Source organism: Pseudomonas putida (genome assembly GCF_028682175.1).
GTDB lineage: Bacteria > Pseudomonadota > Gammaproteobacteria > Pseudomonadales > Pseudomonadaceae > Aquipseudomonas > Aquipseudomonas putida_AD.
Window position 1 is genome coordinate 43163 of the sequence record NZ_JANHKS010000028.1, and the last position, 16870, is coordinate 60032.

A 16870-nucleotide genomic window follows, 5' to 3' on the forward strand; every position below is an offset into this window, starting at 1 on the left:
TCGTCTGAAGTAGCCTCCAACGCTCCGCGCCCAATACCAAACTCAAGGAAGAGCCGTGGCCCGCAGCCGCTACACCATCACCGAAATCGATAAACCCCACTTCCTCACCTGCACCATCGTTGAATGGCTCCCACTATTCACCCGCCCTGCCCTGGTGGATATCGTCTTGAACGCGTGGCGATTTCAGCAGGACAACCAAGGCCTCGAACTCTACGGCTACGTGATCATGGAGAACCACCTGCACTACCTCGCCCAATCTCCCAACCTCGCTAGATCAGTCGCAAGCTTCAAATCCTTCACCGCCCGAAACATCATCGATCACCTCGAAACCATACATGCCGAAAACACTTTGCAGCGGCTACGATTCGCCAAGCGAGCACATAAGGTCGACCGTGTGTATCAGGTCTGGCAGGAAGGCGTGCACGCGGAGTTGGTGTAGAGCGAAAACGTGATGCGACAGAAGCTCGATTACATTCATCACAATCCGGTGAAGCGGGGGTATGTGGATGTTGGTGAACACTGGAGGTATTCGAGTGCACGGGATTATCAGGGGAAGCCGGGTTTGATTGAGGTGCAGCGGTGGGTCTAGCTGACGCGGAGCGTCAGGGAATGCGTTCCCACGCGGAGCGTGGGGACGATCATGTATGAGGCCTGAAAGGTTGATAGTCCTGTGATATCACATTGACCCGAAACAGGTTGTAACGTAGTCCCAGCGTGGCGCAACATTCCTTTTCCTACATGTTCTGTGGAAAAGGACTACAACGTGGCGAAGAAAAACTCACAACAGGTTCTCACTGGTACCAACACGTCTAGCTCGCTCAACGAAGGTCACGTGTATAGCCGCAAGGATTTGCGTACCCAGTTCCAGATCATCGACGCCAATATCAAGAACGGCATCTTCAAACCCGCGGCTTTCGATTCCGTATGGATCTTCGTCACAGAAACCAAGACAGCAGATAAAACTCAATACGAGGACGTACTTATCGGCGATGTGTTACGGATGGAAGGACAGACCGAAGGACGGACCGATTACCTTCTTGAGAACCACGTCGAGCGCGGGCTAGAACTGCTGCTTTTCTACAGGACAAAGAAAAATCAGCATCCCGGATATGGCTTTACCTACAAAGGGCGTTTCCTCTATCAAAGCCAGTCAGGTTCGAAACCAACCAAATTTGTTCTCCGCCATGAAAGCAGCCCTCACCTCAACGCATCTGTCGTCGAAGAGGAACTGGCAGATTCAGGTGAATTCGATCCTCAAAACATCATCGACGCTCGCAAGAAGGTCATTGCATCGGTAGTTCGTCGCAAAGGCCAAGGCAAGTTCAGAGCCGCGCTGCTCAAAGCCTACAAAGGCAGATGCGCCGTCACCGGGTGCACCATTGAGGCTCTCCTAGAGGCAGCTCACATCGTCCCTTACCTGGGTGATGAAACCAACGTCGTCAGCAATGGTTTGTTGCTTCGCGCTGATATTCATACCCTTTTCGACTTGGGGCTTTTGTGGATCGACCCTGAGAATCGAACGGTAAAATTAACTGAACCGCTGATCGGAAGCGAGTACGAGGAATGGGCGGATAAAGCCCTATCCGTCCCTGAAAGCTCGAAAGATTGGCCTAGCGTCAAAGCGCTGAAGTTGCAATTCAATACCTTGCAACTGTTCGCTGGCTCACGCGGCAATCCACAGCCGTCAGGATCGTTAAACGCTCCTGATGACGCCATTCCGTTTGAGATCGCCCAGGAACACCAAGTGCTAGTAGCAGCTTTGAAGTAGCGATACCTGACCAACCGTGATGATTTTCAGAATTTTCCTACAACATCGAATCTTGCCGAGGCAGGCCCAGCCACCTACCCTGCCTCAGCGCCTAAGAAACGCAGTAGAAATACCCCAGCAGAGCGGCCCGTCCGCTCCCGATAGATGCGGCTTATGTGCGCCTACGGCCTCTGCCTGCGCGCCATAAATCTCTGCTATGTCGGGAGTGGGCGAATACAAGACCCGTAAGGGAAATATGCCCGGCTCTTTTCTCTGCTGAGAGTTTCTTAGCTCCCGACACCCAATTCAGCCATGGATGGCAAACTTCGCAGAGATATGGAAATGCCTATAACCCACGCCCCCACCACCTTCCACCGCCACAACCGCCCCCTGCGCACCCTCCTCCTCGAATCCCAGGTCTGGTTCTGCGCCAAGGACCTTGGCCGTCTCGTAGGCTGGCCTTTGAACGAACGCACAACGCGCAAGCTGGATGCGGATCAGCGGCGGGTGATGCGGTTGGTGGATTCGTGCGGTGAGGAGGATGAGCTGATGGTGAGCGAGTCCGCGGTGTATGTGCTGTTGGTGCATCACTACCACGTTGAGAACCGGGGTTTGCGGCAGTGGATCACTCATGAGGTGGTGCCGTGTTTGCGGGATGAGTGGGTGGCGCCGTGCAGTCCTTGTTTGAGTTTTCTTCAATGGCCGGGGTTGTCGGTGAGCATGCTGCATTGGCGCAGTGAGGCTTGGATTCGGTTGCGGGATATGCCGCGGGTGCTGGCGGTGGATGAGGTTCGGGGTGAGATGCGGGTGCCGTGGTGGCGGTCGGTGGTTCGGGGGTTGAGATTGGGGTGACTGGGCGGGCCTGATCGCGAGCAAGCTCACTCCTACAGGATTGGGGGGTATCCGCGGGCAAACATCACGAATTGTTTAACCTTCCGGGAGGATTTGGTGACCGGGTTTCTTGCACAGTGGTTGTGCAGTTTGAAGTCAAAACAATCATTTCCGGACACTTCCGAAGGAATTCAAAATGAACAAGATGATCGCAACTGTTTTTTCCGGTGCTTTGCTGTTGGCGGTTTCTGGCGCCTATGCGGCAGACACCATGTCCAAGGATGCCATGAGCAATGACAGCATGAGCAATCAGAGCGGGATGTCTCATGACGCGATGAGCAAGGACAAGATGGCGAAGCCTGCCACCAAGGGTGACGCGATGAAGAAGGATTCGATGAAGAAAGATGCTATGTCTAACGACGGCATGAAGAAAGACGCCATGTCCAAGGACAGCATGAAGAAGGGCGACATGAGTCAGTGATCTGTCGCATAGCCGGGCATGATGACGATGCCCGGTGTTTTGCTGTTTTTGACGGGCGGGTGGCGCTGTATTGAATGTCCTGGCACCGTCGCGGGCAAGCGCGCTCCTACGGGGGCGGAGTTTGTGATTGAGCGGGGCGTTAGCCTTTGTTGCGTTGGCGGTATTCCTGGACCATGTCGCGGGACACGTCTTCCTTGAAGCACAGCGGCGCGTAGCCACCCGCACGGTTATAGGCGCTGCGTTTGCCGCAGCGGCTGCCGTTGCGGGCGGTGTTGTAGGGGCATGGGCAGTTGCCGGGGTAGCCGGCGATGGAGTTTTCGATGATGCGCTGGACAATGACGGCGTCGGCGGGCATCGCTTCCCTGGCGAATGCATTGAAGGCGCACAGCAATGCGAGTATTGCGATGAAGCTGGTTCCTACCTTGTTCATGGCCATTCCCTAGCGGTACGGATGAATATTCCGGATAGCTTTTTACCATGACATCATTGAGCCATTACAGAGGCTTTTCTCTGTAGAATTGGCTTTTTTGAAATGGACCAGGGATATGGCCAGGAAAACTTCACTGTTTGACGATCTCTTTTATATCGCCTCAAGACTGCCGTGGTGGCTCAGCCTCGCTATTGCGCTGGGCTCGTGGCTTTTTCTGCATTCAGTTGCCAGTCAGCCGTTGGCGAGTGCGTCGGATATTCATCATCTGCAAGCCACGGTATTGACCAACATGGCGCATATGGCGGCGAGTTTTTGCCAGTATCTCTTGCCGCTGATTTTTACCTTGGGCGCAATCGCCTCGATCGTTGGCCGACGCAAGCGCCGCAATCTGCTCGATTCAGCCGCCAACACCAAGGGCAACTCCCTTCTCGGCATCACCTGGCAGGATTTCGAGTTGCTGGTAGGCGAAGCCTTGCGACGTCGGGGTTATGCGGTGCAGGAAACCGGCGGCAAGGGCCCGGACGGTGGCGTCGATCTGATTGCCCGCAAGGATGGAGAAATCTATCTGGTGCAGTGCAAGCAATGGCGTGCGGTGCAGGTGGGGGTGCCGGTGGTGCGGGAGCTGTATGGCGCGATGGCGGCCGAGGGGGCTGTCGGCGGTTTCGTGATTACCAGTGGGAAGTTCAGTAAACCGGCGCGGGAATTTGCGTCGGGGCGCAATCTGCAGCTGATCGATGGCGCGGTGTTGAAGCAGTGGATTGCCGAGGCGAAGAAGCCGATGCCAGGGCCCACTACCGAGGTATTACGGGAGCGGGTTGAGCCGGTGGTTGAAGTGCCGAAGGTGGTGCCGCCTGTTGTAAAGGATCCGGTGCCAGAGCCGCCGGCCGAGCCAGTCCCGCCGCCAGCACCGGCGTGCCCCCATTGCCGCAAGACGATGGTGATGCGGGTGGCGCGCACCGGTGCCAATGCCGGGGGCAATTTCTGGGGCTGTACGGATTATCCGAAGTGCCGGGGGATCAGGGCGATTTTTCCGGCGATGAAGGTTTAAGGTCGGTTCAAGCTGCCGCAAACCTCTGCTGCGAAAAATTCCCGGCCTTTCACATAACAATTTCTCTAAAAAATAGTTACCCGGGTTTCATTTGATCCCGGGGCGTCAGCTTTTTACAGTGGGGGCACCTGATCGGACTTGCACCAGCAAGGAGGTTACAACCCGGACCAAGCCTGCAGTTTTTTTCATTGTGTTTGTTCGCGTCATTGCTCGTGGCGCGATGCCCCAAGCTCCAAAATTTCAGCCGCTGCCTCTAGCGGCTTTTTTGGCTGCGGATAAGCCCCCGCACGTCACCCCATCGCTTTCCTACCAATGCCCGGTACACGTCAGGCAAAATGCCAACCCTCTGTAAGTATCAGCTTTTAAAGAGGTAGGAATGCGTCTGTTCACCTTGAGATCCGCCCTGCTCTGCTCCGCACTGGCCTTCGGCCTGGTGGCTTGCGGCGCGCAGGCTGCAACCGAGACAAAGCACCCTGCCAAGTCGTCCAAGACCACCCACACAGCCAAACCCTCAAAAGCTGCGCCCGCCAAACCCGTTGGCCAGAAGGTCTCGATGCTCAGCGGCAAGTTTGTCTTCACCCTGCCCAAGGGCTACGTGAAAGGGCCGATGGAAGAGATCGACGACAAGGCCAAGGCGGCAGGCGTGACCGGGGCGCTGTACATGAATAAACCGGCGCGGCGTGTGGTGATCATCACCGAAACGCCGCTGCCCGATGGCCAGAAGGTCACGCCCAACGACGCCAAGACCCTGGACAACATCATTGCCGAAACCCTGGTGCAGCAGCAGTCCAGCTACAAGGACTTCAAGAAGCTCGGTGAGAAGAAGATCGTGCGAAAAGGCCTCGGCCTGCGTCAGTTGGATGCGTCGGGCAGTGTCGATGGCGGCAACGTGCTGAGCACCACCATCACCGCCGCCTCCGGCACCCGCACGGCGATGGTCAACGTGATCTCGTTGGCCAAGGATGCCAAGGCCCATACGGCAGTGGTCAAGGGTGTGACGGGGTCGAAATAAGGACAGGCTTTCAGACACAGGCCTCGTAGCAGCGCGGCTTGCCGGCGGGAGCGGTGGGTCAGATTGAAATAAGTTGTCTGACACACCGCTCCCGCCGGCAAGCCGTGCTGCTACGGGCTATCCATGACGTAGACGATCGATAAACCAGTTATCGATATCCAGGAGCAGATCGACCGCCTGATTCACCGCATCCTGTGCCATCGCTTCGCTAACAGGATCTCCTGAGTAATCGCTCAGATTGCGCTGTTTGCGAAGACCGTCCAGCGTGATCATTCGAATCCGGTCCAGCCCCATCGTCAGCGGGAGTGTCTGAATCATCGTCTGATGGTGACCGGGTGTGCTGGTCAAGGTACGAAATCCGTTAGCCTGCAGTACCGCGTTGGCCGCTTGCATGATCGACTTGTAAGCCATGTCGAACCGGCCTTCGCTACTCATTCCTGGCAACTGCGCGTCCTCAAGACTTCTACGCGCCGCAGCCATCAACCGCTCCACATTCACCGCATCCTTGGGGACGGCCTCCAGTGCTCTGCCTAAAAGATTATCCAGCGTCATTCGTCACTCCTGATGCTTGGCCAGACCCTCCTCCGACCCAATGACGAACAGCTTAGGCTTGGCCATTAAATCCCGCACGAACCCACCCTGTGCGGTTAACAATTGGAACCACTCTTTCTCAGGATACTGCTTGGCATTGATCTCCCGACCGAGTATTTCCTGCAACGGATACAAGTGCTCAATCAGCTCACTGAAGCTGACGCTGCCAATCACCATCAGATCTACGTCGCTATGTGAGGAGGCTTTGCCGCTGGCGATGGAGCCGAAGACAAAAGCGGTCCTTATCCGATCCGACAGTGGTTCGAGTGCCAAGGCAATGCTGTCAGCCAGACCATCTGTCTTGTGCAGGATACTGACGAGCTCGGAAAAAATGGGGCATTGACGATTTGCCCGATACTGCATCAGGTTGCCGACAGGCACCTTGAGCAGCACTCCCGCCTCTACCATCTTGCTCAGCTCCCGGCTCAACGTGCCGGAAATCGTCTGGGTCAAGCGAGCGATTTCCCTTTGATGGTATTGCCGGTCCGGATTCAAAAGCATCAGAACCAGCACCTTTCTGCGGTACTCGGAGAACAAAAAAGAAGCGAGCGACATAACGCAACCATATTGCTGCTTTAAAGGCAGCAATTGAAGCCTTAAAAGCAGCACTTTTCAAGTCACTAATGCCCGCAACAGTATTATCTCTTGCTCTCCACCGCCATCCGCACCGCAAACCCGAACAACACCGTGCCCATCAGCCAGCGCTGCACCATCGCCCAGCTCGGGCGTTGGGTGAGGAAGAAGGCGATGGAGCCGGCTGCCATGGCGATGGTGGCGTTGACCATCAGGCTGATGCCGATCTGCACGCTGCCCAGCACCAGGGACTGGCCCAGCACGCTGGTGCCGTTGTCGACGCTGATGAATTGCGGCAGCAGCGAGAGGTAGATCATGGCGACCTTGGGGTTGAACAGGTTGGTGATCATGCCCATGAAAAACAGCTGGCGGTTGCTGTCCTGGGGCAGGTCCTTGATCTGGAACGGCGAGCGCCCGCCCGGCCGGACGGCTTGCCAGGCCAGGTAGGCCAGGTATGCAGCCCCCGCCAGACGCAGGGCGTCATAGGCGTAGGGCACTGCCATGAGCAGGCCGGTGATGCCGAAGGCCGCGCATAGCATGTAGAACAGAAAACCGATGCCCACGCCGCCCAGAGAGATCAGTCCTGCCTTGCGACCCTGTGAGATGGATCGGGAAATCACGTAGATCATGTTCGGCCCAGGCGTCAGAACCATGCCCAGCGCGATGAGAGAAAAAGCCAACAGGTTTGAAAGTTCAGGCATGACGACTTCCGCCAACGGGTTGAGGTGGGATGTCGAAAACAGCTCGACGCAGCACCTGCATTCCAGCCCAATCGCAGGGTGCGGTAAATACACAGATCGGGGTCAAGTCAGGCCATACAGACGCCAGGTGCTACGCTGCAAAGCCTGGCCGACAGTCGGCGGTGTGATTCGGACGAATAGTGGCATTTTGCTCTTCCCAGCCCCTGACAGGCAGGCGACACTCATGGGTGTTCGTCGTGGCTGATGTTTCAGTCGGGATGCTGCATTACACAACCCGGTGAAGAGCTATGAACAACTCCATCCACAAGGGTCTTTCCTACGCCCGACGCATGTACCTGCCGCGCACGGTCGGTCTGGGCATCGGGTTCTTTTCCGTCGCGGCCGCTGTTTACCCCTCGCATCCGCCCGCGTGGGTATGGGCGTTGATGCTGTTTCATGGCTACGCCTGGCCCCATGTCGCCTACCAACTGGCGCGTTTTTCGAGCCAGCCGTATCAGGCCGAGCGGCGCACGCTGATTTATGACTCGCTGGCAGGCGGCTTCTGGGCCGGCGCCATGGGGTTCAATCCGCTGCCGACCGTGACGGCGCTGTCGATGATGGCCATGAACAACATCGCGGCCGGCGGCCCGCGCCTTTTTGTTCTCGGCTGTATCGCGCAGTTGGCCGGCTCTGCGGTGGGGTATTGGATTCTCACGCCTGTGCTGTTTCCGGACGTCACCCAGATTCAGATCTACGCCTGCCTGCCAATGCTGGTCATCTACCCGCTGGCCATTGGCCTGGTGTGCTATCGGGTGGCGGTGCAGCTGTCACGGAGCAAGAAGGCGCTGGAGAAACTCAGCACCACCGACAGCCTGACGGGCCTGATGAATCACGGCGCCTGGAAAGATCTGCTGACAGTCGAGTTCAACAATTGCCAGACCCTGAACCGGCAGAACAGTGTTGCATTGATCGACATCGATCACTTCAAGTCCATTAACGACACCTACGGTCACATCATCGGCGACAACGTGCTCAAGCAACTGGGCGGCGCCCTGACCGCGAGCCTGCGCGAGACCGACCTGGCCGGCCGCTACGGCGGTGACGAATTCTGCGTGATCCTGCCCGACACCACACTGGCCCAGGCCGGCGAAATCCTCGAACGCCTGCGCCGCACCGTCCACGAACACACCCACAGCGCCCTGCCCAACCTGAAATTGAGCCTGAGCATCGGCATCGCCGCCTACGGCCCGCACCTCACCGACGCTGGCATGTGGCTGCACGAAGCCGACATGGCGCTGTACGACGCCAAAAGCACCGGGCGCAACCGCGTGACGTCGGCGCAACCCGGGGTGAAGACGGCGTTGATGGTGCGGTAAGCGGCCCGGGTTCCAAGGTTGTCCGGCCGGCTTGACCTGGTATTCATAGCAGCGATTCGGAGGGAGGCTGAACCTGTTTGAGCAAGCTCAACGGCGTCATCTTTTCCAGCAGCTTCATCAGGCTCCCGTCGAGGGACAGCGGACCATGGAGCGCTTCCTCCCGATCCAGATGCCCCTGTTGAATGCTTCGATAGCCTTCGGGGTAGATACACCTCTCCAGCGGCATCAGGCTGTCGTAGTGTTCGAGCAAGCCGCGAAACACGATTCGGCGCTCGGACACGCCCCGGGTAGTGGCGATGAGTTTGATGAAGAAGGTCGAATCATTCTGGCGTAGTGCCTCATAGGCGGCGTATCGCTCCACCAGCGTGAGCCCTGCACAGTCATCGAATGCCACGCAGCAGAGCGCTTCACGGCGTCGGCCAGCAAACGGGTTTTTCGCAGCCACACGCCGATGGCTCTGCCCCAGGACGAAAGCCACCGCCGACTCAGCCTGCTGCAGACGCAGGTCATCGAGGATGTCGTCCAGTTCGTCGAGTGAGGGCGCCTGTCGTCCCAGCTGTTCGATCTCCCGTCCAAACGTGGCAAACAGGCCCCGAGGACCGAGCCATTCCCTGTGCAGTTCGCCAAGCATCTCTGTGCACATGGCCCCCTGCCGCTCGACCAACCGGTTGAAGTGCACCATGACGTTGTCGTGTATCGAGGCCTGAAGTTCAGGCTGCACGCGCGCGCTGGTCATCGCGCCATGAACGGAGTTACATGTAGTCATCGACTGCTTCCTTTATTGTTATCAATATTATTTTTTGAAATCTGCGATTCCCCAAAACAGACAACGCTAACAAATACCACCCGACACTTTGACTTTAGGCATTGTGTATATACAAGGCAGATGAAACTTGCACGTCAGCTATCTTTACGCTCCCGAAAAAATAAACGTGCACGCAAAACCAACAGCCCGATTGCCCCGGCACCTTGACTCGAATTCAAACTTTCAAGAGCCCTCATTATGCGCAGCCGGCTCACCAATACAATCCGTCAGATGTAGGGGGTATTCGAACTGTTTACGGGCCTTGGGACTCACGTGCAGGGCCATCAGTTGTGCGCGGTTGTGGACTTCATTCTTCTTGAGCAGCGCCGAGACGTGGTCCCGGGCCGTGTAATCACTGATCCCCAGCGCCTGGGCGATGCCCTTGTTGGTGTAGCCGGCCAGCAGCAGCTGCAGCACTTCCTGTTCTCTGGGGGTGGTGCGATTGGGGCGTTTGTATTTACGTTTTCGTTCCGTCATACGCTGGCATTATCCTTAAATCAATTGCCATCCGTGGCGTCAAACATTCCATCGGCTTGAACCGACTTTTATTGAGGTTATTTTCAAGCGACTGCGCTGGGGCCCGCAAAGCAATAAAGGTAAATATTCCTACAAGGGCAGGCGACATTTCTCTGTCACGGTCTTACAAGGTTGTAAATTGGAAATAACGGAACGCCCGTGCAAACTCCGTATGCACGTTTCATTGGGGGAAAGTGTTAGTGCCCGCGACAATAAACGCTGCAAATGCGAATTACAATCATCGGTTACAAATGACCTGATGGGCTCGGCAGGCGCCGGGCAATGGTCTGTCACGTTGCGGGGCAATCGGTGTCATGGCAACGCCGATCGCCCTGCGAAGAGAATGGAGTTGGACTACCGGCGATCAGGACGGCGCCTGTCCGAACATCTTCATCGCGCGTTCGCGGATTTCATCGGGAGTGAGATCTTCCTTGTGGGTGCCGATGAACCACAGGTGACCGAATGGATCACGCACACTGCCGCTGCGATCGCCGTAGAACATGTCTTGAACTTCGGAGACTACGGTGGCCCCAGCGTCGACGGCGCGCTTGAATTGTTCATCGACGTCAGGCACGTAGAGGTGCATGGCGAACGAGGTTTTGCTGCCCGGCTCGGGGCTACCGAAACCGCCCTGGTCACAGGGCTCGGACAGCATCATGCGTGAATCGCCGATTTGCAGCTCGGCATGGCCAACCCGGCCACCGGGCGCATCCAGACGAAACATTTCCTTGGCACCGAAGGCCTTCTTGTAGAACTCGATGGCCTGGTCTGCGGGCGAAACGCCCATGTACACGGTGAGGCTGTGCTGGCCCTCGGGAATGGGTTTGACGCTCATGGGAATTCTCCTCAGGGGTTCTTGTTGTAGGAAAAATCAGGGCTGCAGTTCGAAGAGCGCCTTGCCGCTGGCCATGTCGAAGGGTGCGGAAAAGTGCTCGTGAACCGCTTTCCAGCCATCGGCGGTCTTGCGGTAGCCCGCGCTGGCGCGCATCCACGAGGACTTTTCCTCGCCTTTGTCGTCGGTGCCGCCGCATTTGTTGAGCCAGTGGGCGAAGGCGACGTCGTCGTTGCCGTGAACCACCAACTGATGGGTTTCGAACAGCATCGCGCCCTCGCACATCCCCAGGCAGAACTGCCAGTGCTGGCGGTAGGCGTCGATGCCGCGAAACTGCAACTGGATGATGGCGTCGTAGGCGACAATCTCTGGATCGTAGTAGGCCATGATCGCGTCGAGATTTTTCTCACGCACGCCCGTGCACCAGCCTTCGAGCAGGGTCTTGATTTCGGCGTGGACGTTGGATGCAGTGGTCATGATGCGGCTCCCGAGGCGACGGGCCGGTGTTGGTAGTCCTGGGACTGGCCCTGTTGCAGGTTCAGTTCGCGGACGGGTCGTACTTCCACGCTGCCGACCCGCGCTGCAGGAATGTGCGCCGCAACTTGTAGGGCATCGTTCAGATCCCGCGCCTCTATGAGGTAGAAACCTGCCAGTTGCTCTTTGGTTTCCGCGAACGGACCATCGGTAATCGACACCTTGCCGTTGCGCATTCTGACCGTGGTGGCGGTTTCCACCGACTCCAGCGGCTCGGCCGCCAGCATCCGCCCGCTGGCCTGTACTGATTGCGCGTAGGCCAGGCATTCATCGTCCCGGGGGCTGTCGGGGTGTGAATGCAGGGTTTGCTCGTTGCTGTAGATCAGACACAGGTATTTCATGGTGATCTCCTTGGGCTGATGGTCGTGCGTTGCCTGATAGACCGCTCCCGCCGGCAAGCCGTGCTGCTACGGGGGCCGTGGTCTACTCCACCCCGTAGCAGCACGGCTTGCCGGCGGGGGCATTTGTGAAGTAGTCGAACGCCGCGGCTTGAGATCGACAGCCCTGCAAGCGAACGGACGAACGGTCATTCACGCTCCGGCAATTCATCAAGCCGCCGCTGCAAGAAGGCTCGGTCAACCGCCTGGTTCGCCTGGTCGATGGCCCTGCCGTAAGCGCTGCGCGCATCTTCGTAACGCTCCAGGCGGCGGCACAAATCAGCACGCGCCGCCCAAGCGAGGTGGTAGTCCCGCAGTTCTCCATCAGCCAACAACTGATCGACCAGCGCCAGCCCCGCCGCCTCCCCTTCCACCATGGCCAGCGCCATCGCCCGGTTGAGCCGCACCACCGGGGAATCATCCAGGCGTAGCAGCACGTCATAGAGCCCGAGAATCTGCCGCCAGTCGGTGTCCTCTGGCCGTGCGGCTTCGGCGTGCACGGCTGCGATGGCCGCTTGAACGCTGTAGGGCCCTGTCCTGCCTGAGCGTAGGGCCTGTTCCACCAGCATCTCGCCTTCCTCGATCAAGGACCGGAGCCACAGGCTGCGATCCTGCTGGTCGAGCATGATCGGCTCGCCCTGCGCGGAAAGCCGCGCCCCACGGCGGGACTCGCTCAGCAGCATCAACGCCAGCAAACCCGCGACTTCAGGCTCCGGCAGCAGATCGAGTAACAGGCGCCCCAGACGGATGGCTTCGGCCGACAGGTCGCTGCGGGTCAGTTGTTCACCGCTCGATGCGAAATAGCCCTCGTTGAACACCAGATAGATCACCCGCAATACCGCATCGAGCCGCTCGGGCAACTCTTTCAGCGCCGGGACTTCATAGGGAATATGGGCATCGCGAATCTTGTTCTTGGCGCGCACGATGCGCTGGGCCACGGTGGTGGCGGTGATGAGGAACGCCTTGGCGATTTCTTCGGTGGTCAGGTTGCAGACCTCACGCAGCGTCAGCGCAACCTGGGCGTCGGGGCTCAAGGCCGGGTGACAACAGACGAAAATCAGCCGCAGCCGATCATCCTCGACCTCGTCGACTTCGCTGCGATCTTCGCCGAAACGCTGCTCCAGTTGGCGGGCCATTTCATTGAGCGAGGCGTCGAAGCGCGCTCGGCGGCGCAGGCTGTCGATGGCCTTGAAGCGCCCGGCCGACACCAGCCAGGCGCGCGGGCTGTCGGGGATACCGGAACGCGGCCACTGCTCGACCGCCGCGATGAAGGCGTCTTGCAGGGCTTCTTCGGCCAGTTCGAAATTGCCCAGCAGACGTATCAGTGTCGCCAGCACCCGACGGGATTCCTGGCGGTAGAGGGTTTCGACCACCTGGCGTGGGGCTGACGCGGTGTCGAGATCTTTCTTATTGGAGTTATCGCTCATTCCCACACTCGCCGACGACTATTGAGGTAGCGGTCGGCCAAGCGTAGTTGTGGATCGGGCGTCGCTCCATGACGCCCCGACGGTCAGTTGTCCGGGCAGACAGCCAGTACGTCATCCACCTGCATGCCACGGCGCATGCCGAAGAACATCGCGGTCAACAGGCCAACGGCGCCCATGATGACGCAGTAGCCGACGCACACCCACGGGCTCCACGGCATGAGCGCGATCAACGCCAGTGGCGTGGTGCTGGCCCAGAGCGCGTAGCTGATGTTGTAGGTCAGGGAAATGCCGGACACCCGAATATTCGCCGGGAACAGTCCGACCATGACCGACGGCACCACGCCGACGATGCCGCAGGCCAGCCCCGCCACCGCATAGGCCAGGCCTACCGGCAGCCACTGAATGACCAGGCTTGCGTACAGCAGCCCAACGCCAACCGGCAGCAACAGACTGTAGACCACCACCCCGCGCCAGGCGCCGATGCGGTCCACCAGCATGCCGGCCAGCACGCAGCCGATGTTCAGGAACACGATACCGACGCTGCTCAGACCGAAGGTGTCGCTGGGGCTCATGCCGAAACGCTGCTGCATCACGGTGGGCGTGATGACCACCAGGGTCACCACGGCGGACGTCAGCACGCAGGTCAGCAGCGCCGCAGGCAGCAGGGACTGGCGGTGTTCACGCAGCACCGAGCGCAGTGGCAGCTCGGTCATGCCTTCGCGCTGGGCGTGCAAGGCCATGAACACCGGGGTTTCGCTCAGCCAGCGACGCAGCCAGACGCCGATCACGCCGAACACCCCGCCCAGCAGGAACGGGATGCGCCAGGCGAAATCGAGGATCTCCGCGTGGCTGTAGACCTTGGCCAGCCAGGTCGCGGTCAGTGCGCCGATCAGGTAGCCGAACGTCAGCCCGGCCTGAAGCACGCCCAGCGCATAGCCGCGATGGCCCTTGGGCGCGTGCTCGGCGACGAACACCCAGGCACTGGGCACTTCGCCACCCACCGCTGCGCCCTGGAGGATGCGCAGTGCCAGCAGGATCAGCGGCGCCCAGTAACCGATGTCGGCGTAGGTCGGCATCACGCCGATCAGCAGGCACGGCAGCGCCATCATCATGATGCTCAGGCTGAAGACGCGCTTGCGCCCCAGTTTGTCGGCAAAGTGCGCCATCAGGATGCCGCCCAGCGGGCGCGCCAGATAGCCGGTGACGAAAATCCCGAAACTTTGCAGCAGGCGCAGCCACTCGGGCATTTCCGGCGGGAAGAACAGCTGGCTCAGCGTCAGCGCGAAAAACACGAAGATGATGAAATCGTAGATTTCCAGCGCCCCGCCCAGCGCCGCCAGGCCCAGGGTCTTATAGTCGCCCCGGCTGATCGGTTGTGGACGTGGTCGAAGAATGGCTGTCATGAAAGACCCCATTTGGCAGGTTGAATCGGCAGTTAGGTGCGACAAAGGCGCGCAGGATAACAAAGCTTGCGTCCTACGGGCGGCTGGCAGACAACCGGACTTGCGTCACATCACAGGGCATAAGCGCCGGGTGTCATGCCGAACTGCGCACTGAACGCACTGATAAAGGTGCTGACGCTGTCGTAGCCCAGGCGCTGGGCGACGCGACTGACGGTGTCGCCCTGGGCCAGCAGTTCCAGCGCCCGTTTCATCCGCGCGACGATGCGCCATTGCACCAGTGACATACCGGTTTCGGCCCGAAAGTGCCGGGTCAGGCCACGACGGGACATGCCCGTTCGCCGGGCCCAGTCATCCAGGCCAAGCTTGTTGGCGGGGTCGGCAACGATGGTCAGGGTCATGCCCACCAGATGCGGACTGCTGGGCATGGGCAGGAACAGCGGGTTGGCAGGGGAAATCTTAAGTTCATCGAACAGCACATCGAGCAGCCGGTGCTGTGGCGGCGCGAGCTCGGCCGGGCCTTTCTGCCAGCCGTCGATGCGTTCCAGCAGCGCGGCGGCCAGCGGGGTCATGTCGAACACCGTCGGCGTGCTCGGGAACAGCGGGCACAGGTCAGGGCGCAGGTAGATCATCCAGCCCCTGGCGGCCTCGTGAACCCGCGCCGCATGGGCGACGCCGGGCGGGATCCAGCCGATACGCCGGGCGGGCACCACCCAACTGCCGGTGTCCAGCTCAGCAGTGATCACCCCCTGCTTCACCGCCCACAACTGCCCTTCGCGATACCGGTGCAGCACGTCATCAGTGCTCGCCTGCAACGGCTGGGCGTTGATCTGCAGCGGTCGTCCATCCTGGATGAAGCGGTGCAACGGGTACTCGACTGGCATGGCCCGATTTCCCTGCGAAGAGACCTGCCGACGGTAGCAAGCCAGCACGCATGCGTATAGCACCGAATAACGTAGCAGCACGGCTTGCCGGCGGGGGCGTCGTGTCAGGCGACTCATCACTTGCTGACACACCGCTCCCGCCGGCAAGCCGTGCTGCTACGGGGGACATATGTTGTGAAATAGTCAGGCGTGCAGTCAGTTGCAGGGGTGGATAGGGTGACTTTTTGCGTTTCAGGGGCAAAGGGATGCAGACACCAACGAGACGGCGCCATTTTCTTCGTACGAACCGATATTCGGAGCCGGGGCGGATTTACATGGTCACCGTCGTGGTAAACGACCGGCAACCAGTATTCAAGGATTGGCCCAGCGGCCGCCCCGTGGTTCAAGCATTGCGGCAAACCGAGGAGGAAGGCACCGCGCGGTCCTTGTGCTGGGTGGTGATGCCCGATCACATCCATTGGCTTATGGAATTGCAGAGAGGCGATTTGTCATCGGCGGTGGCGCGTTTCAAGTCGAGGTCAACCTTGGGCATCAATCGCCGAATGGGACGAAGCGGGCAATTTTGGCAGAAGGGATTCCATGAACACGCCTTGCGCGAGGAGGAAGATCTTCAAAGCCACTCGCGCTATATCGTGATGAATCCCGTGAGGGCAGGATTGGTTGCCAGCGTGCGGCAATATCCACTCTGGGATGCCATCTGGTTGAATTCATAACCCCTCGTAGCAGCACGGCTTGCCGGCGGGGGCGTCGTATCAGGCGACTCATCACTTGCTGACAAACCGCTCCCGCCGGCAAGCCGTGCTGCTACGAGGCTTGCGTTAGCCAGTAGTTCGCGCCCGCTCCATATACAAACTACGCAAGGTGATGCCGCTGGGGTGTGCGTAAGGCTCGTCGCGCACGGCGACGAAGCCCATGGCGCGGTAGAAGTCGGCGGCGTTGAGGGAGGAATAGAGGTAGAGCCGGTTGAAATGCTCCTCTGCGGCAATCGCTTCCAGCCCTTGCATCAGGCGCTTCCCGATGCCCCGCCCTAGCTGGTCGGGCTCCACGAAGAGCGCCATGACTTCGCCGCTTTGCCGGTCAAGGATGGCGTAGCCGAGCAACTGGCCGTCTTCTTGCGCCACCAGGCCGCAGCCGGTGGCGAGCAGGCGCAGGTAGGATTCAGGGGGCGGTGAATCGCTCCAGACTTCGATCTGTTCGGGGGAATAATGGCTGGCGCAAACCTGCCGCACGGCGCGGGTGCGCAAGGACCATAACAGGGGAATGTCGGGGATTTGCGCGGGTTTGAGTTCGATCATCTTGCTGCTCCATCAGAAAGAACACCAGGGA

20 protein-coding genes and 1 pseudogene are annotated in these 16870 nt (G+C 59.2%); 8 read left to right on the forward strand and 13 right to left on the reverse strand.

Features of this window, described 5'->3' with window-relative positions; genetic code table 11:
* Nucleotides 1-55 precede the first annotated feature (55 nt).
* The 4 genes and pseudogenes from NPS29_RS18760 to NPS29_RS18775 all read left to right on the forward strand — a co-directional run bounded on the left by NPS29_RS18760 (nucleotide 56) and on the right by NPS29_RS18775 (nucleotide 3059).
* A pseudogene (locus NPS29_RS18760) lies at nucleotides 56-589 on the forward strand (REP-associated tyrosine transposase).
* Between the two features lie 174 nt (nucleotides 590-763).
* Complete coding sequence (locus NPS29_RS18765; RefSeq protein WP_274134242.1) at nucleotides 764-1768, forward strand: HNH endonuclease; 1005 nt, start codon at nucleotides 764-766, stop codon at nucleotides 1766-1768.
* A gap of 315 nt (nucleotides 1769-2083) precedes the next feature.
* Nucleotides 2084-2599, forward strand: a complete 516-nt coding sequence (locus NPS29_RS18770; protein WP_274134275.1) for a BRO-N domain-containing protein — start codon at nucleotides 2084-2086, stop codon at nucleotides 2597-2599.
* A 175-nt stretch (nucleotides 2600-2774) separates the two neighbouring features.
* A complete protein-coding gene (locus NPS29_RS18775; protein WP_337993900.1) occupies nucleotides 2775-3059 on the forward strand; it encodes a pentapeptide MXKDX repeat protein in 285 nt (94 codons plus the stop codon).
* A 139-nt stretch (nucleotides 3060-3198) separates the two neighbouring features.
* Here NPS29_RS18775 and NPS29_RS18780 read toward each other — a convergent pair whose 3' ends face one another.
* Nucleotides 3199-3489, reverse strand: coding sequence for a hypothetical protein (locus NPS29_RS18780; RefSeq protein WP_274134243.1), 291 nt, complete (start codon nucleotides 3487-3489; stop codon nucleotides 3199-3201).
* Between the two features lie 115 nt (nucleotides 3490-3604).
* Between NPS29_RS18780 and NPS29_RS18785 the strand changes: the two genes are divergently transcribed.
* On the forward strand, nucleotides 3605-4537 hold the full coding sequence (locus NPS29_RS18785; RefSeq protein ID WP_274134244.1) for a restriction endonuclease: 933 nt from the start codon (nucleotides 3605-3607) through the stop codon (nucleotides 4535-4537).
* A gap of 376 nt (nucleotides 4538-4913) precedes the next feature.
* A complete protein-coding gene (locus NPS29_RS18790) occupies nucleotides 4914-5549 on the forward strand; it encodes a polyribonucleotide nucleotidyltransferase (RefSeq protein WP_274134245.1) in 636 nt (211 codons plus the stop codon).
* A gap of 117 nt (nucleotides 5550-5666) precedes the next feature.
* Here NPS29_RS18790 and NPS29_RS18795 read toward each other — a convergent pair whose 3' ends face one another.
* The 3 genes from NPS29_RS18795 to NPS29_RS18805 form a co-directional block, all read right to left on the reverse strand.
* Nucleotides 5667-6101 (reverse strand): DNA-binding protein, encoded by a 435-nt coding sequence (locus NPS29_RS18795; protein WP_274134246.1) that lies wholly within the window; start codon nucleotides 6099-6101, stop codon nucleotides 5667-5669.
* 3 nt (nucleotides 6102-6104) lie between these two features.
* Nucleotides 6105-6695: a nucleotidyltransferase domain-containing protein gene (locus NPS29_RS18800; RefSeq protein ID WP_274134247.1), complete on the reverse strand. Its 591-nt coding sequence runs from the start codon at nucleotides 6693-6695 to the stop codon at nucleotides 6105-6107.
* Between the two features lie 83 nt (nucleotides 6696-6778).
* Nucleotides 6779-7414: a LysE family translocator gene (locus NPS29_RS18805; protein WP_274134248.1), complete on the reverse strand. Its 636-nt coding sequence runs from the start codon at nucleotides 7412-7414 to the stop codon at nucleotides 6779-6781.
* A gap of 287 nt (nucleotides 7415-7701) precedes the next feature.
* Between NPS29_RS18805 and NPS29_RS18810 the strand changes: the two genes are divergently transcribed.
* The gene (locus tag NPS29_RS18810) at nucleotides 7702-8769 is read left to right on the forward strand and encodes a diguanylate cyclase (RefSeq protein WP_274134249.1); all 1068 of its coding nucleotides are present in this window, start codon (nucleotides 7702-7704) and stop codon (nucleotides 8767-8769) included.
* Nucleotides 8770-8812: 43 nt separating this feature from the next.
* On the opposite strand, the gene NPS29_RS18815 is transcribed toward NPS29_RS18810, so the two are convergent.
* The 8 genes from NPS29_RS18815 to NPS29_RS18850 all read right to left on the reverse strand — a co-directional run bounded on the left by NPS29_RS18815 (nucleotide 8813) and on the right by NPS29_RS18850 (nucleotide 15544).
* Nucleotides 8813-9535: a hypothetical protein gene (locus NPS29_RS18815; protein WP_274134250.1), complete on the reverse strand. Its 723-nt coding sequence runs from the start codon at nucleotides 9533-9535 to the stop codon at nucleotides 8813-8815.
* A 222-nt stretch (nucleotides 9536-9757) separates the two neighbouring features.
* A complete protein-coding gene (locus NPS29_RS18820; protein WP_274134251.1) occupies nucleotides 9758-10051 on the reverse strand; it encodes a LuxR C-terminal-related transcriptional regulator in 294 nt (97 codons plus the stop codon).
* Nucleotides 10052-10454: 403 nt separating this feature from the next.
* Nucleotides 10455-10925 (reverse strand): VOC family protein, encoded by a 471-nt coding sequence (locus NPS29_RS18825; protein ID WP_274134252.1) that lies wholly within the window; start codon nucleotides 10923-10925, stop codon nucleotides 10455-10457.
* A 36-nt stretch (nucleotides 10926-10961) separates the two neighbouring features.
* Nucleotides 10962-11399, reverse strand: coding sequence for a YybH family protein (locus NPS29_RS18830; protein WP_274134253.1), 438 nt, complete (start codon nucleotides 11397-11399; stop codon nucleotides 10962-10964).
* On the reverse strand, nucleotides 11396-11797 hold the full coding sequence (locus tag NPS29_RS18835) for a YciI family protein (RefSeq protein WP_274134254.1): 402 nt from the start codon (nucleotides 11795-11797) through the stop codon (nucleotides 11396-11398). Before NPS29_RS18835 ends, NPS29_RS18830 begins: the two co-directional genes overlap by 4 nt.
* Nucleotides 11798-11982: 185 nt before the next feature.
* The gene (locus NPS29_RS18840; protein WP_274134255.1) at nucleotides 11983-13260 is read right to left on the reverse strand and encodes an RNA polymerase sigma factor; all 1278 of its coding nucleotides are present in this window, start codon (nucleotides 13258-13260) and stop codon (nucleotides 11983-11985) included.
* Nucleotides 13261-13343: 83 nt separating this feature from the next.
* Complete coding sequence (locus NPS29_RS18845; protein ID WP_274134256.1) at nucleotides 13344-14663, reverse strand: MFS transporter; 1320 nt, start codon at nucleotides 14661-14663, stop codon at nucleotides 13344-13346.
* Between the two features lie 110 nt (nucleotides 14664-14773).
* Nucleotides 14774-15544, reverse strand: a complete 771-nt coding sequence (locus tag NPS29_RS18850; protein WP_274134257.1) for a helix-turn-helix transcriptional regulator — start codon at nucleotides 15542-15544, stop codon at nucleotides 14774-14776.
* A 245-nt stretch (nucleotides 15545-15789) separates the two neighbouring features.
* On the opposite strand from NPS29_RS18850, the gene NPS29_RS18855 reads away from it, so the two are divergent.
* Nucleotides 15790-16257: an REP-associated tyrosine transposase gene (locus tag NPS29_RS18855; RefSeq protein WP_425312535.1), complete on the forward strand. Its 468-nt coding sequence runs from the start codon at nucleotides 15790-15792 to the stop codon at nucleotides 16255-16257.
* A gap of 105 nt (nucleotides 16258-16362) precedes the next feature.
* Here the strand turns inward: NPS29_RS18855 and NPS29_RS18860 are convergent, their stop codons facing one another.
* Complete coding sequence (locus NPS29_RS18860) at nucleotides 16363-16839, reverse strand: GNAT family N-acetyltransferase (RefSeq protein ID WP_274134259.1); 477 nt, start codon at nucleotides 16837-16839, stop codon at nucleotides 16363-16365.
* Nucleotides 16840-16870: the final 31 nt, after the last annotated feature.